Origin of the sequence: Marinobacter sp. C1S70, assembly GCF_000475355.1 — a bacterium.
GTDB lineage: Bacteria > Pseudomonadota > Gammaproteobacteria > Pseudomonadales > Oleiphilaceae > Marinobacter > Marinobacter nauticus.
In genome coordinates this window covers 62,286-75,185 of the sequence record NZ_AXBW01000013.1, presented here as the reverse complement: position 1 = coordinate 75,185, position 12,900 = coordinate 62,286, and the positions used below count along the sequence as shown (strand labels likewise).

General features: G+C 59.2%; 14 protein-coding genes. 2 read left to right on the top strand and 12 right to left on the bottom strand.

The annotated features are described in order from the left end of the window. Positions 1 to 84 precede the first annotated feature (84 nt). The 6 genes from Q669_RS04060 to folE form a co-directional block, all read right to left on the bottom strand. Entirely contained in the window at positions 85 to 405 is a 321-nt protein-coding gene (locus Q669_RS04060; protein ID WP_022991342.1) for a hypothetical protein, read from the bottom strand. A gap of 53 nt (positions 406 to 458) precedes the next feature. Next, positions 459 to 2,726, bottom strand: coding sequence for a putative bifunctional diguanylate cyclase/phosphodiesterase (locus tag Q669_RS04055; protein WP_022991341.1), 2,268 nt, complete (start codon positions 2,724 to 2,726; stop codon positions 459 to 461). A 58-nt stretch (positions 2,727 to 2,784) separates the two neighbouring features. Further along, positions 2,785 to 4,095, bottom strand: a complete 1,311-nt coding sequence (locus Q669_RS04050; RefSeq protein WP_022991340.1) for an HD-GYP domain-containing protein — start codon at positions 4,093 to 4,095, stop codon at positions 2,785 to 2,787. A 167-nt stretch (positions 4,096 to 4,262) separates the two neighbouring features. Continuing rightward, positions 4,263 to 4,697, bottom strand: coding sequence for a CoA-binding protein (locus tag Q669_RS04045; protein WP_014423007.1), 435 nt, complete (start codon positions 4,695 to 4,697; stop codon positions 4,263 to 4,265). Positions 4,698 to 4,710: 13 nt separating this feature from the next. Continuing rightward, positions 4,711 to 5,085: a dihydroneopterin triphosphate 2'-epimerase gene (gene folX / locus Q669_RS04040; RefSeq protein WP_014423006.1), complete on the bottom strand. Its 375-nt coding sequence runs from the start codon at positions 5,083 to 5,085 to the stop codon at positions 4,711 to 4,713. 26 nt (positions 5,086 to 5,111) lie between these two features. Continuing rightward, the gene (folE, locus tag Q669_RS04035; RefSeq protein ID WP_011787185.1) at positions 5,112 to 5,681 is read right to left on the bottom strand and encodes a GTP cyclohydrolase I FolE; all 570 of its coding nucleotides are present in this window, start codon (positions 5,679 to 5,681) and stop codon (positions 5,112 to 5,114) included. A gap of 181 nt (positions 5,682 to 5,862) precedes the next feature. On the opposite strand from folE, the gene Q669_RS04030 reads away from it, so the two are divergent. Further along, positions 5,863 to 6,777: an alpha/beta fold hydrolase gene (locus Q669_RS04030; protein WP_022991339.1), complete on the top strand. Its 915-nt coding sequence runs from the start codon at positions 5,863 to 5,865 to the stop codon at positions 6,775 to 6,777. Between the two features lie 5 nt (positions 6,778 to 6,782). Here Q669_RS04030 and Q669_RS04025 read toward each other — a convergent pair whose 3' ends face one another. Further along, positions 6,783 to 7,868 (bottom strand): sensor domain-containing diguanylate cyclase, encoded by a 1,086-nt coding sequence (locus Q669_RS04025; RefSeq protein WP_014423004.1) that lies wholly within the window; start codon positions 7,866 to 7,868, stop codon positions 6,783 to 6,785. A gap of 227 nt (positions 7,869 to 8,095) precedes the next feature. On the opposite strand from Q669_RS04025, the gene Q669_RS04020 reads away from it, so the two are divergent. Beyond that, a complete protein-coding gene (locus Q669_RS04020; RefSeq protein ID WP_022991338.1) occupies positions 8,096 to 9,178 on the top strand; it encodes a patatin-like phospholipase family protein in 1,083 nt (360 codons plus the stop codon). 36 nt (positions 9,179 to 9,214) lie between these two features. On the opposite strand, the gene Q669_RS04015 is transcribed toward Q669_RS04020, so the two are convergent. The 5 genes from Q669_RS04015 to Q669_RS03995 form a co-directional block, all read right to left on the bottom strand. Beyond that, positions 9,215 to 10,201 (bottom strand): PAS domain-containing protein, encoded by a 987-nt coding sequence (locus tag Q669_RS04015; RefSeq protein ID WP_022991337.1) that lies wholly within the window; start codon positions 10,199 to 10,201, stop codon positions 9,215 to 9,217. A gap of 111 nt (positions 10,202 to 10,312) precedes the next feature. Next, positions 10,313 to 11,125: a zinc ABC transporter permease subunit ZnuB gene (znuB, locus tag Q669_RS04010; RefSeq protein ID WP_022991336.1), complete on the bottom strand. Its 813-nt coding sequence runs from the start codon at positions 11,123 to 11,125 to the stop codon at positions 10,313 to 10,315. Beyond that, positions 11,112 to 11,885: a zinc ABC transporter ATP-binding protein ZnuC gene (gene znuC, locus Q669_RS04005; protein ID WP_022991335.1), complete on the bottom strand. Its 774-nt coding sequence runs from the start codon at positions 11,883 to 11,885 to the stop codon at positions 11,112 to 11,114. The genes znuB and znuC overlap by 14 nt, the downstream gene beginning before the upstream one ends. Next, positions 11,878 to 12,369 carry a Fur family transcriptional regulator gene (locus Q669_RS04000; RefSeq protein ID WP_011787178.1) on the bottom strand — a complete coding sequence of 164 codons (492 nt, stop codon included), beginning with the start codon at positions 12,367 to 12,369 and terminating at the stop codon, positions 11,878 to 11,880. The genes znuC and Q669_RS04000 overlap by 8 nt, the downstream gene beginning before the upstream one ends. Before the next feature lie 68 nt (positions 12,370 to 12,437). Further along, positions 12,438 to 12,899: a chemotaxis protein CheW gene (locus Q669_RS03995; RefSeq protein WP_011787177.1), complete on the bottom strand. Its 462-nt coding sequence runs from the start codon at positions 12,897 to 12,899 to the stop codon at positions 12,438 to 12,440. Position 12,900 lies beyond the last annotated feature (1 nt).

Sequence of the window (12,900 nt, the reverse complement as noted above, 5' to 3'; positions counted from 1 at the left end):
CACCGACACGGCATTCTCCCAAATCCACAGAACAAGACTAAAACCTGTGACCAACTCACAGGTCAAAGGTTTTCGGAGAGAAACTCAGGAAGAAGCGTTTTTCGAACGCAGAAACACACCACAGGACTTGCACTGATCCGGAGCCATCAGCTTCGCCTGCCAGCCAATTTTCACGCCACAGGCAGGGCACCTCAGCCGCAACTGCAGAACCACAATCGGCGCCACCAGCAACGCCAGCAACACCCCCAGCGACCCCCAGTCATCGCCGGACGACAGCCCCAACTGACTGCTGAACACCAGCACCACAATCAGCGCCACAAACGCAAACACAAAATAATTCCGGTTCCACCGCTCCCAGCGGCGAAGCTGTGCATCCTGCTCCAAAGTCAGATATCTGGCCGACATAATGCTCTCGTGACAAACCGTTGAAAGTGAAGTGTGGAGCTCTGGCCCGGTAATTACAAACCGGAATCCACGGGCAGGCCCGGGATCAGAATACCCTCGGCCAGTGCGCGCTCAAGATCGGCCGCCGGAATCGGCCGGCTGATCAGGTAGCCCTGGGCCAGATTGCATCGGTGCGCTTTCAGGAAGTTCAGTTGCTCCTCCGTCTCGACGCCTTCAGCCACTACCTGAATGCCCAGGTTGTGGGCCAGATTGATCACCGCCCGGGTAATCACTGCATCATCGTGGCGCTCAGTGACATCGGTAATGAACGACCGGTCAATCTTCAGCAGGTCGACCGGGAAATCCCTCAGATAACCCAGCGACGAGTAACCAACCCCGAAGTCATCAATCGCCAGATGCACACCCAACTGGTGCAGCTGGGATAACTGATTGAGGTTGTGCTCGATGTTCTGGATAAAGATTTCCTCAGTCAGTTCCACCTCCAGCCGGGACGGATCCAACGCCTCCGATGCCAGGGTTGAACGGATATGGTCAATCAGGGAATCATCATCCAGTTCGCGGCCGGACAGATTCACCGCGACTCTCAGGTGCTCACAGGGCGTGCCTTTCCAGCGCGCCAGTTGACGGCAGGCGGCCAGTACCACCCAGCGGCCAATCTCGGTAATCCGGCCGCTTTCCTCAGCCAGCGGAATAAACTCCACCGGAGGCAGGAGCCCGCGAACCGGGTGTTGCCAGCGAATCAGCGCCTCGACACTGTTGATCTGGCCGGTGTCGAGATTGAGCTGGGGCTGGAAATAAAGCACAAATTCATCGTTGGCCAGCGCCTGGCTCAGGTCACGGTCCAGCTCAAGACGCAGCACTTCGCGGTCCTGCATGCCCTCGGTATAGAACTGGTACGTATTACGGCCCTGCTCCTTGGCCCGGTACAGGGCAATATCGGCATTGCGTAACAGCGTATCCGCGTCCAGACCACTCTGGGGGTAAACCGCCACACCCATTGTCGCGGTAATACTGTGAGCCTCGCCCTGCACCTCGAACGGCGCGGCGAAACACTGCTTGATCTGGCCCAGCAGGTGAATCACATCGTCAATGTCATCGACCTGCTGCTGACACACCATAAACTCGTCACCACCGGAGTAGGCGACCAGTACCCGCTCATTGCTCAACCCGTTCAGGCGTTCAGACACCTTGATCAGAAGCTCATCCCCGAACTGATGCCCGAGGGAATCGTTAAGCATCTGGAAGCGGTCAAGATCCAGCATCACCAGGGCGATCTGGCGCAGCTGTCGATCGGCAATGTTGATGGTATGCGCAAGGTCTTCCATGAAGAAGCGGCGATTGGCCAGACCCGTGAGGGTGTCGGTCGACTCCAGCCGTTCCAGGTCCACCTGCATGGCTACTCGCTGATCGATTTCCTGTTCCAGCTCTTTCCGGGTTTTGAGCAGAGCCTGGTTGCGTTTCAGGATGAGTTGCACCAGCAGGGTAGTAAGGCTGGTGAGCAGGCCCATCAGCAGCAGGCTGGTAAAGGTCATGGTAGGCCAGCTGCTGCGCTGGCCTTCGACCCATTGTCTCGAAGGCGTGAGTGTGAGTGACCAGTCCAGCGAAGGCAGGTTGATCGGTACGGTGTGGTTCAGCGAGTTATCAAGGTCCGACGAGGTGTTCAGCAGATAACTGGTCTGGTCACTCTGGGTGATGGTGACCTGGAACTGTTCAAGGACCCGCCGGGTCAACATTTGCTCTGCCAGCGTATTCATTCTGAAAACGCCAGCCATGAAACCGTTATTGGCATCACCCCGCCCGACAGGATGATAGATCACCAGACCCTCTCCGCCCTGTCGAAGGTCAATGATGCCGGAAATATCGTACTGTCCGGAGGCTGCAGCCCGCGATAGCGCCGCTCGCCGCTGTTCATTGAAGGCGACATTGAAACCGATGACATCGTTGTTGCCGCTCAGGGGTTCCAGCCAGCGGATGATGTAGTTGCGGTCAATCCATTCAATGGCCTGGTAAACCCCGAAGTCTCTCAGATAATTGCGCGCATCCTCACGCCAGAGCGCCTCGGTCTGGGATGGATTGGCCTGCATGCGCATGGCCATACGCCCGATGGCATCGAGGTGCACCATGAATTCTCGCTCAAGGTTGTTGGCGAGTGCTCTGGCTTCATTGCTGAGATTGGTCTGGATCTGGTGGGTATTCTGCTGGATCAGGCCAACCCGGAGCCCGGAGGCAATACCCAGAAACACCAGGAAGATCAGAACCGGGAAAACCGGGCTCATCAGCGCACGAACGACCAGTCTGATGGATGTCTCGGGTTTCTCCACATCATGCTCCGGAGTGAGTGGGTTCTGGATACCTGGGTTAACGGCAGGCTCGCGCTGATTATGAATGATTTGCAACGCTCTTTGCCATTAGCTGTTTGATTCGGCCCTCTAGAGCGAGACCGAAAGCCCCATCCGGCAACGCCGCTTTGATTTCTCTGGTGGGGCTGTCCGCGGTGGTCTGGCTGCCCAGGTCCATAATCCGCGGTGTAACCGGATGTTTGTTATCATCCAGCAGGATTTCCACTTTTGGTTTTAACTTGCGTCCTGGGTGGGTGCTGACCACCAGAGCCACTTCACCGGTATTCAGTTCCACCAGACTGCCGGGGGGATAAATCCCGATCATCCGGATAAAGGCCTCCACCATGTCGGCATCAAACTGCTGAGCACGATTTTTATACAGGATGCGAACGGCGTCGGCCGGTGACATGCCGTCACGGTAACAGCGGTCGCTGGTCATGGCATCGTAGGCGTCGACAATGGAAATCAGGCGAGCAAACCGGCTGATCTGCCATTCGGGCAATTGCTGCGGATAACCCCGGCCGTCGATACGTTCATGGTGATGCAGGGTCACATCGCTGATGATCGGGTCCAGGCTTGGGTCCTGTTTCAGGAGTTCATGGCCAAGAGTGGTGTGTTTCCTCATCACCTCATATTCCTGGGGGGACAGCGGCCCGGGTTTGTTGAGGATTTCGTCCGGTACCCGCAATTTGCCGATATCGTGTAAGAGCCCGCACATGCCGGCCACTTCCAGATCATCTTCAGGCAGGCCCAGAAATCGGGCAAAGGCCACAGTAAAAATGGCGACGCGCAGACAGTGTTCGGCGGTGTAGGCGTCGCGGTTCTTGATTCGGGCCATCCAGAACATGGCACTGGCGTTGGCTTTGACACTGTCTACGCAGGAACGAATCAGGGGGCGGGCGGAGGCCAGCTCCAGATCGTTATGCTGCTCGATGTCCCGGATCACCTTTTCCACAAATTGCTGGGTCCGGCTCCAGGCGTCGGCAGCCCGGGGCAGTTCCTGTTCGAGCGTGCGGGTTTCCTGCAGGGGTTCGGTGGTACGTTGTTTCAGGTGGGGAATCTGATCCAGAATCGGGGCCAGCTTTTCAGCCTCATCTTCGACCACGACCCAGGCGCAATACTGGCGCAGTACCCGGGCTTCGGCCTCTGTCTGCAGGGTGAAACCCTGGAACAGAACCGGCACTTCGGTCCAGGGGCGGTCAAGCTTGACCACTTTCATGCCGGACTGAAGCAGGTCCACGGGCAGACGCACCCGTTCCAGTACAACGTCTGCAGACGCCTTGGGAGTGCTCTGAACATCGCGGCCTTTAGCGGCGGCTCTGGACTTGCCTGGTTTACTTCGGAACCACATGGTCCTGCCAGTCTTCGAATTATTGTTCAGAGAGTATGTCAGACTGTCGCAATTGGTAACAGTTACGATCTGAAACTGTGATCTGGCTCTTGATCCAGCTCAGCTTCGGCAGCCGGTTTTCATGCCGGCTACCGATATCAGTCATGCACCAGGGACAGTAAGACAGGTCAGCGTTTGGCCGGGGTGCGTAGGCCGTGCCGCGGTATTTCCTGCTTGGGGCAGCGATCCATCACCACCGTCAGGCCGGCGGCTTCGGCACGCTGGGCGCCGGTTTCATTGATCACACCAATCTGCAGCCAGAGCACCGGAACCTTCTGCTCAATGGCCTGATCGATCACGGCATCGGTACGCTCAGGAGCCAGGAAAAGTTCCACCATATCCACTGGCTCTGGAAGTGTGGCGAGGTCTGCATAGACGGTTTCGCCCAGAACCTGCTGACCGGCCAGGCGCGGGTTAACCGGAATCACCCGATAGCCCTGGTGCTGCAGGTATTCCATCACTTCATGGGAAGGCCGGTTGGTCTTCTCGCTGGCACCCACCAGGGCGATGGTATTAACCGATTCCAGAATCTCCCGGATCTGTTCGGGGCTGTTGCTGGGCATAATGCAGATTCTCCTAGTCGCGACTGGCTTCCAGAGTCACGGAAACCGATTCTGCATAACGTAGCGCATGGGGCTTGTCGATTTCTACCTCGGCCCAACGCACGGCGCCATGTTCCATGACGATGGTCAATACTTCGTGGGTCAGGCGCTCCAGCAAGGCGAACCGCTGGCCGTCCACATGGGCGATAATCTGCTTGGTAATGGTCCGGTAGTTGAGCGCAGCAGAGATTTCATTGCGCTCGATAGCCTCGGAGGCATCGTAGGTCAGGCAAACGTTAATCACCACATCCTGCTGGTTGTTGATCTCTTCTTCCTTGATGCCGATATAGGCACGCAGCAGAAGATTCTTGATCTGGACACGGGCCAGTGGTTTCTGGGCGTTTGCCATAACAACTCCCTGGGGTCAGTCGGATGTTAGCGGTTGCTTGAAATCAGATTCAGGAACTCGGTCCGGGTTGCCTGGGATTTGCGGAACTGCCCGAGCATCATGGAGGTTTTCATGCGCGAATTCTGCTTCTCGACGCCGCGCATCATCATGCACATGTGCTGGGCTTCAATGACCACCGCAACACCCTTGGCCTGGGTAACGCTCTCGATGGCCTCGGCGATCTGCCGGGTCAGGTTTTCCTGAATCTGTAACCGGCGGGCATACATGTCGACAATGCGGGCAAACTTGGACAGGCCCAGCACCTTGCCCTGGGGCAAATAGGCGATGTGGCACTTGCCGATGAAGGGCAGCATATGGTGTTCGCACATGCTGTACAGCTCGATGTCCTGAATCACCACCATTTCGTCCATGGCGGATTCAAATACGGCGTTGTTGACCAGCTCTTCGAGGTCCTGCTGGTAGCCGCGGGTGAGGAACTGCATGGCCTTGGCTGCACGCATGGGCGTGTTCTGGAGGCCTTCTCGATCCGGGTCTTCGCCCAGGCCCTGGATAATGGTGCGGTAGTGATCGGCCAGATCATCAAGGGGTAGAGACATAATTGATTCCGGTTTGGGGTGTCTGAAAAAGGCCAAAGCTTAAGGCAATTCGCCGGGTATCTCCATGGTTTACGTCTGTGGCTCTGAAAAGGACCACCGCACAGGCCGCCAAAGGCGATATGGTCGTGGCCGCAGCTTTGCACTAAAGTGTGAGGGTTTCGGGTACGGTCATGGATTGCACATGGAACAGGTGATACCGGGTTCAGAAGTGGCGGCCTCTGGTCGCCAGGACACATTTACGCTGGAAGCCTGGCAGCAGGCTGGCAAATGGTTCAGTTACGAGGGCCACGCCATCTTCAGCCGCATGGGCGGGCAGGGGGAGCCGCTGGTTCTGCTGCACGGCTTTCCGACCGCGAGCTGGGACTGGAGCCGGATCTGGCCCATGCTGGTGCGCGAGCATAACCTGCTGACTTTGGACATGCTCGGTTTCGGCTTTTCCGATAAACCTTTGCATTATTCCTACAGCATCGAAGATCAGGCGGATTTGATTCAGGGCTGGATTGAGGGGCTGGGTCTGGAGCGGGTCCACCTGTTCGGCCATGACTACGGCACCACCGTCGTCCAGGAACTGCTGGCCCGCGAGCAGGAGGGCGAGCTGTCGTTTGCCGTCAGCAGTGTCTGCCTGCTAAACGGTGGTCTGTTTCCGGAAGTTCACCATCCCCTGTTTATCCAGAAGATTCTGCGCAGCCCCCTGGGTGGCCTCATTGGCCGGGGCCTCAGCCGATCGCTCTTCGAACGCAACTTTCGACGTCTGTTCGGGGCGCGTAATCCGCCGGGCAGGCAGGACATGGACGACTTCTGGCATTTGCTGAACTACAACAACGGCCGGGGCGTGTTGCACCGCCTGATCCAGTTCATGGAGGAGCGTCGTTGTCACCGCAACCGCTGGGTCGGAGCGTTGCAAAAGGCGGAGCAGCCCATGCGACTGATTTCCGGCGGTGCCGACCCGGTGTCCGGCGCCGCCATGGCCCGGCGCTATCGGGAGCTGATCCCTCAGGCCGATGTGGTGATGTTGCGCAATGTCGGGCATTACCCCCACTTTGAGCAACCCTGGGATGTCTACAGCGCCTACAGGGAGTTTCGCAAGGCGCAGTAGCCAGCTCAGGCCGGTGTGGTGCCGCCGGTGGCCGGGTCTGCCATTGGCGCCCGATCCAGGATGTCCTCCTGGCTGGCGAGCCTGGGAGCGTTCACCACCTGATTCCGGCCACGGGATTTCGCTTCGTACAGAGCCTGGTCTGCCCGGTTGAGCCATACTGACCAGGTCTCGCCCTGGGTGACTTCCGCCACGCTGGCACTCGCGGTAACCCGGATGTCATCCAGAAACGGCCGGGCGCTGATGCTGGTCAGCAACTGATGCGCCAGGGTGTCGGCGTCTTTCTGCCGGGTTTCCGGGAGCACGACCATGAATTCTTCGCCGCCGATACGGAACAGCTGATCGCTCTCCCGCAACCGCTTGCGTACCCGCAGCGCCATTTCCTTGAGCACCTTGTCTCCGGCCAGGTGGCCCCAGCGGTCATTGATGGTCTTGAAATAATCCAGATCAATCAGTACCAGGCTGGACACCCGTTCATAGCGTTCCCGCATCTGAATCTGGCTGTTCAGGATGTCGGCCAGCTGGGAGCGATTCAGGCAGCCGGTCAGTGGATCGGTTGTCGCCAGGCGGGTAAGCTCGGCCTGCAGGCGCCCCACCAGCCAGGCAAAGATCATGGCAAACAGGCAACTGAGACCGAGTGAAAAGGTAATGCGCCAGAAGTCTGCCTCTGGAAACTTGAGGAAAGACACCACCGCCATGACCGAGACAAACACGACATTGCAGAAAATGGCTTCACGCAGGGGAAGCAGAAAAAACAGGGCAATGGCCGCAGGATACGCCCAGTAGAGCCCGGCGTGGCCATTGATGAGAGTGGAATAGGCGGCGCACACCACGGCCAGAATGGGGAACAGGCGGCCTTTGAAGAAATAGGTGCTTCGAAAACGCAGGAATGCGATCACCAGGGCCGCGTTGGCGCAGAACAGAATCAACAGGGATGACAGCAGCACGTTGCCATGCTGCCACTGCACCATGACCAGGGGGGCGACCGCAATAAAGGCCCAGATGTGCAGATGGTAGACCAGCTGCCGCTTGAACCCGAGAACAGCCAGGGTCGGGTTGGTTGCCAGGGTATTTGGCGAGGCAAAAAGATTCACAGCCTACTCCCGCTGTTCATAACCGGCATGTTTCCGTTTGTAATCGATGGCTCCAGTCTAGCACGGAGTGTGATGGGCGAAAGCAAAAACCACGGATCGACGTAATTCGTAAAAACTATGCCGGAGGCACCTGTTATTCAGAATATACATAGCCGTCATGAATTCTGTTCAGTTGGCCGTCTCCAGCCGGTCGGATACACTCGCCGGACACTTCAGGGGAGAAAGGAATGACTGCCATTCACAGCCGGATGCCGGCACTGACCATCCGAGCGGGACGCCGGGCTTTGCAGCGCCTGCAGCAAAAACCGCTGGGGCCCGAAGATGTTCACGTGATTCCGGGGGCAGCCGGTGGCCCGAAGGCGCTGGGAATCAGTGGCCTGGACAAGGCCATTTTTGGTGACTGGTTGCCGCAGGCTCCCCAGGAAAGGGCCCTGATCGGATCTTCCATCGGCAGCTGGCGGTTTGCCGCCATTGCCTCTTCAGATGATCCCAAGGCCCAGTTGGCCCGCCTGGCCGAGCTGTACACCAGTCAGCGATTTGCCAAAGGCGTCAGCGCTGCGGAAATCTCCCGCAAAAGCATACTGTTTCTGGAGGAGCTGCTGGGGGGCCGGGAAGACTTTCTGCTCAGCCATCCCTGGTACCGGTTGAGCATTGTAGTAGTGCGCAGTCTTGGCCTGTTGCAACACGATACCCGGGGCAGGCTGAGCCTCGGGTTGATGCGGGCTATCAGCGCCAACATGGTCAGCCGCCGGCACCTGGGTCGTTTTATGGAACGTGGCATTGTGCACGATGCCCGGGGCCGCGCGCCGGTCTCAAGCCTGGTGGATTTCCCCAGTCATGAAGTGCCCCTGAGCCGGGATAACCTGTTGCCGGCCCTGCTGGCGTCCGCTTCCATTCCTCTGGTGATGTCCGGAGTCCGCAATATTCCGGGCGCGCCAGAGGGTGTATACCGGGATGGCGGACTGCTCGATTATCACCTCGACCTGCCTTACCAGCAGCCTGGCATTATCCTCTATCCGCATTTTACGGATCGTGTGGTTCCCGGCTGGTTCGATAAAACCTTGCCCTGGCGTCGGGGCGATGCCAGTCGACTGCAGGATGTCGTGCTGGTATCGCCGTCACCGGATTACCTGGCAACCCTGCCGGATCGCAAACTGCCGGATCGAAAGGACTTCGAGAAGTACGTCGGCGATGATGCCGGTCGCGAACGAGCCTGGCGTCGAGCGATCTTGGAGAGTGACAGGTTGGGTGATGAGTTTCTTGAGCTGGTTGAGAGTGGGCGGCTGCTGGACCGGATTCAGCCCTTGTGAGTCGCTGGTAGATCGCGCTGGCCGTCTATGCGGGCCCTAGTCCGGGGTAGCACTGAGCCGAAAGCCGGTAATGCCGTGGACGGGATCCTTGATGGTTTTCAGGCGCAGACAGACCCGCACTGGCCGGGCGTCCTCGGCCCCGATCAATGCCAGGTCGGTTCGGGTCAGGTCTTCCTCGCTGCGGGCGCTGTCCAGGCTCTCCCGGAACCGGCTGCGGTCTTGTTCGGATACCAGTTGTTCAAATGGCTGATCGGTCAGGTCGGAGGGCGCGCGACCGAGCATGTCGGCAATCTGGGCGGACACAAACCCGATGCGCCCCTGATGATCCAGTTCGGCGATTACCGCTCCGCCCAGCCGAACCAGATCCCGGCTTCTTGCTTCGCTGTCGTTCAGCGCATGCCGGAGCACAGACTTCTCCACCCGCAGATTGGTAATCTGTTGTTGATCGCGATCGAGTTGTGCCTGTTGCTGCCGGATTCTGGCATTGCGGATGGCCAGTCGACGGCAGGCAACCAGCATCAGTAAGGCTGCGAGTACCGAGATACCGGCACCTGCAGTAAGAATCTGCCAGCGCGCCTGGTTCGAGGCCCGGTCTATCCACCCTGCGCTGGGCGTGGTGGTGACCATCCAGTGCCTGCCGGGCAGTGTCAGCTCGGTACGCAGGGCCTCGGAATCCCGGGGCTCGTCTACGTTGCCGAGCTCCAGCACAGCCTGTTTGGTGTGTCTGGCGAGAGTATCGATTCGAAGCTGCAGGCCCTCGGGCAGATCTGTCGCCAAAGCTGAGGTCAGCGATGCAGGCAATTGCTGCCCCGGCGTGTGTTGTAGTCGGGCTGCGATCGTCGCAACCAGAGCCTGATGCCTGGCATGGTAGGCCTCAAGACCAAGGTCAGCGATAGTTCGCGCCAGGGTGTTGGCCAGTGCCACTGACACCAGTATGCCGATACCCAGGATAACCCCGGGCATCCAGAGACCCGGCCAGAGCCGGAATCGGGTGCCGGGTGTGTTACGAAGGTCGCTGTCCATGCTGGTGTGCTCCCGCGAGGCCTTTGCTGCTCGGATACCGCCTAACTTTAGACCAGCAATACCGGCCCGGCAATTCGGGCGCCGCCCTGTGCTGACTGGTGGCGCGGACGGTCAGTGCCGGCTCTGGCGGGCACCTGCATACACCATCAGGAACACCAGAAATGCAGTGACCACCACCGATGGTCCGGCCGGCGTGTCCAGGTACCAGGACAGGGTCAGTCCGCCGGACACCGCCATCACCCCGAAGACCACTGCCAGGGCGGTCATGTGTTCGGGATTGTGGGCCAGTCGGCGTGCGGTTGCGGCCGGAATAATCAGCAGGGCGGTAATCAGCAGGACGCCGACAATCTTCATGGCCACCGCAATCACCAGCGAAAACATCAGCATCAACGCCAGCCGCAGGCGTTCCACCGGAATCCCTTCTACCCGTGCCAGTTCCTCATGAATGGTGCTCATCAGCAGGCCGCGCCAGAGCAGCGCCAGCAGAGACAGGATAAAGGCGGCGCCACCGTAGATCCAGACCAGATCCTGTCGGGTCATGGCCAGCAGATCGCCAAACAGCAGGCCGGTCAGGTCCACCCTGACATCCGGCATGAAGCTCAGTGTTACCAGGCCAATGGCCAGCGCGCTGTGCGCCAGGATGCCGAGCAGGGTATCGGTAGCCAGGGTGCGGGTCCGGGACAGCAGCACCAGGGCCAGCGCAATGAGCACACAGGTAATCACCACACCCAGATTCAAAGGCACGCTGATCAGAAAACTAAGCGCGATGCCCAGCAGGGCCGAATGGGCCAGCGTATCTCCAAAATAGGCCATGCGACGCCAGACTACGAAGCAGCCGAGGGGACCGGCCACCAAAGCCACGCCCAGGCCGCCGAGCAGCGCCCGCCAGAAGAAGTCGCCCAGCACCGCATCAATGATGGTCATGGCTGCAACCTTCGTGGGCGTCCGCGGTAGAGACGACATCGCCATGGAGGTTATGGCGATGGTTGTGATGGTGGTGATAGACCGCCAGAGACTCGGCAACCTGATGACCGAAGGTTTCCACAAAAGCCGGGTCCTGGGAAATATCCTCCGGATATCCGCTGCAACATACGTGCTGATTAAGGCAGATAACCCGGTCTGTGGCCGCCATCACCAGATGCAGATCATGGGAGATCATGATGATACCGCAGTGCAGCTCATCCCGAAGCTGGCGAATCAGATCGTAGAGTGTGGCCTGGCCATTGATATCGACCCCCTGGGCGGGTTCGTCCAGCACCAGCAGATCGGGTTTCCGGGCCAGTGCCCGGGCGAGCAGCAGTCGTTGTTTTTCGCCGCCGGACAGGTGGTGGACGGACGCATCCAGTAGATGCGCGACCCCGGTCCTTTCCAGAGCTGCCTTGCAGTCTGACAGTGCACGTCCGCTGAGCAGCATGAAGCGCCGGACACTCAGTGGCAGAGTGGGCTCCAGAGTCAGGTGTTGGGGTACGTAACCGATCACCAGGCCGGGCGCCACCGATAATTGACCGCTGGTCGCCCGCTGAATCCCCAGAACGGTTTTGATCAGCGTGGTTTTGCCGGCACCGTTCGGGCCGATGATGGTGACGATATCGCCCCGGCTCACGGTCAGGTTGACCCGATCAACCACCGGCCGGTCGTCAAATGCCACCGTAACCTGTTCTAGCCGGACCAGAGGGTCAGTCATTCGTTTGCTCCCCCTGACAGCGGGGGCAGAGGCCAGCCACTTCGAGGGTAACGTCGTCAGGAAGGAAGGCTTCCGCGCGCGCCGCGGATTCGATGGCCTGATTGAGTTCCGGCATGGCCAGTTCCAGCACCGTGCCGCACTGTCGGCAGATCAGAAAAGTACCGCGATGATGTTCACCTGCATGGGCACAGCCGACGAAGGCGTTGAGCGAGGCAATCCGGTGAACCAGTCCATGTTGAAGCAGAAAGTCCAAGGCCCGGTAGACCGTGGGGGGGGCGGCGTTATGTCCATCCGAGGACAGTTTGGCCAGAATATCGTAGGCGCCCAGCGGCTTGTGGGATTGCCAGATCAACTCCAGTACCCGTTCACGGATCGGAGTCAGGCGGGCGTTTTCATCGCGGCAGATGGCATGGGCATCGGACAACGCCTGGGCGACACAGGCCTGATGATTATGGGGACGGTAGGGAAGTGCGCGTTCCGGCATGGCGTGGATCCTGCAAAATTTGCAATATTATAACATTTGCAGGCGGCCACGCCATGCCGACCGGAGGCTCAGTGATGTGCGTCGACGGCCAGGGATTCCAGGTATTCCAGATTCGGGATCCAGGCTGGCTCGCCGTCTACTTCCACCTGCATCAGGTCCGCAGGGCCGGGGTCGCCGTCCAGTTGTCGGATCTGGTCTTCCATCAGGCGCGCCTGGCTGGGAATGCCCTGGGTGACCAGGGCCATGAACGGGGTGCTCTGGTGATTCGGGCCGATGGTATTGAGGATAATGATGCGGCCACGGTTGTCACCAGGGATGGTGAGCTTGTTGCCGTTGGCGGCATCGTAGGAAATGACCGGCAGTGTGAGCCCGCGCCAGTCCAGGAATCCGGCCAGCCAGTCCGGTGTATTGGCGCCGGCATCGTTGCTGGTGAAATCCACCACCTCGGCAATGGAGACGTTGGGCAGCAGGAGCTGGCGGTCCGAGACCGGTATCATGACGCAGGACAGGGATTGGCTGTTTTCACTCATT

What these genes read in the sequence shown, in the direction of transcription:
- Q669_RS04060 (WP_022991342.1), bottom strand. Translation starts at nt 405, where the DNA reads ATGTCGGCCAGATATCTGACTTTGGAGCAGGATGCACAGCTTCGCCGC.
- Q669_RS04050 (WP_022991340.1), bottom strand. Translation starts at nt 4,095, where the DNA reads ATGTGGTTCCGAAGTAAACCAGGCAAGTCCAGAGCCGCCGCTAAAGGC.
- Q669_RS04045 (WP_014423007.1), bottom strand. Translation starts at nt 4,697, where the DNA reads ATGCCCAGCAACAGCCCCGAACAGATCCGGGAGATTCTGGAATCGGTT.
- folX (WP_014423006.1), bottom strand. Translation starts at nt 5,085, where the DNA reads ATGGCAAACGCCCAGAAACCACTGGCCCGTGTCCAGATCAAGAATCTT.
- folE (WP_011787185.1), bottom strand. Translation starts at nt 5,681, where the DNA reads ATGTCTCTACCCCTTGATGATCTGGCCGATCACTACCGCACCATTATC.
- Q669_RS04030 (WP_022991339.1), top strand. Translation starts at nt 5,863, where the DNA reads ATGGAACAGGTGATACCGGGTTCAGAAGTGGCGGCCTCTGGTCGCCAG.
- Q669_RS04020 (WP_022991338.1), top strand. Translation starts at nt 8,096, where the DNA reads ATGACTGCCATTCACAGCCGGATGCCGGCACTGACCATCCGAGCGGGA.
- Q669_RS04015 (WP_022991337.1), bottom strand. Translation starts at nt 10,201, where the DNA reads ATGGACAGCGACCTTCGTAACACACCCGGCACCCGATTCCGGCTCTGG.
- znuB (WP_022991336.1), bottom strand. Translation starts at nt 11,125, where the DNA reads ATGACCATCATTGATGCGGTGCTGGGCGACTTCTTCTGGCGGGCGCTG.
- znuC (WP_022991335.1), bottom strand. Translation starts at nt 11,885, where the DNA reads ATGACTGACCCTCTGGTCCGGCTAGAACAGGTTACGGTGGCATTTGAC.
- Q669_RS04000 (WP_011787178.1), bottom strand. Translation starts at nt 12,369, where the DNA reads ATGCCGGAACGCGCACTTCCCTACCGTCCCCATAATCATCAGGCCTGT.
- Q669_RS03995 (WP_011787177.1), bottom strand. Translation starts at nt 12,899, where the DNA reads ATGAGTGAAAACAGCCAATCCCTGTCCTGCGTCATGATACCGGTCTCG.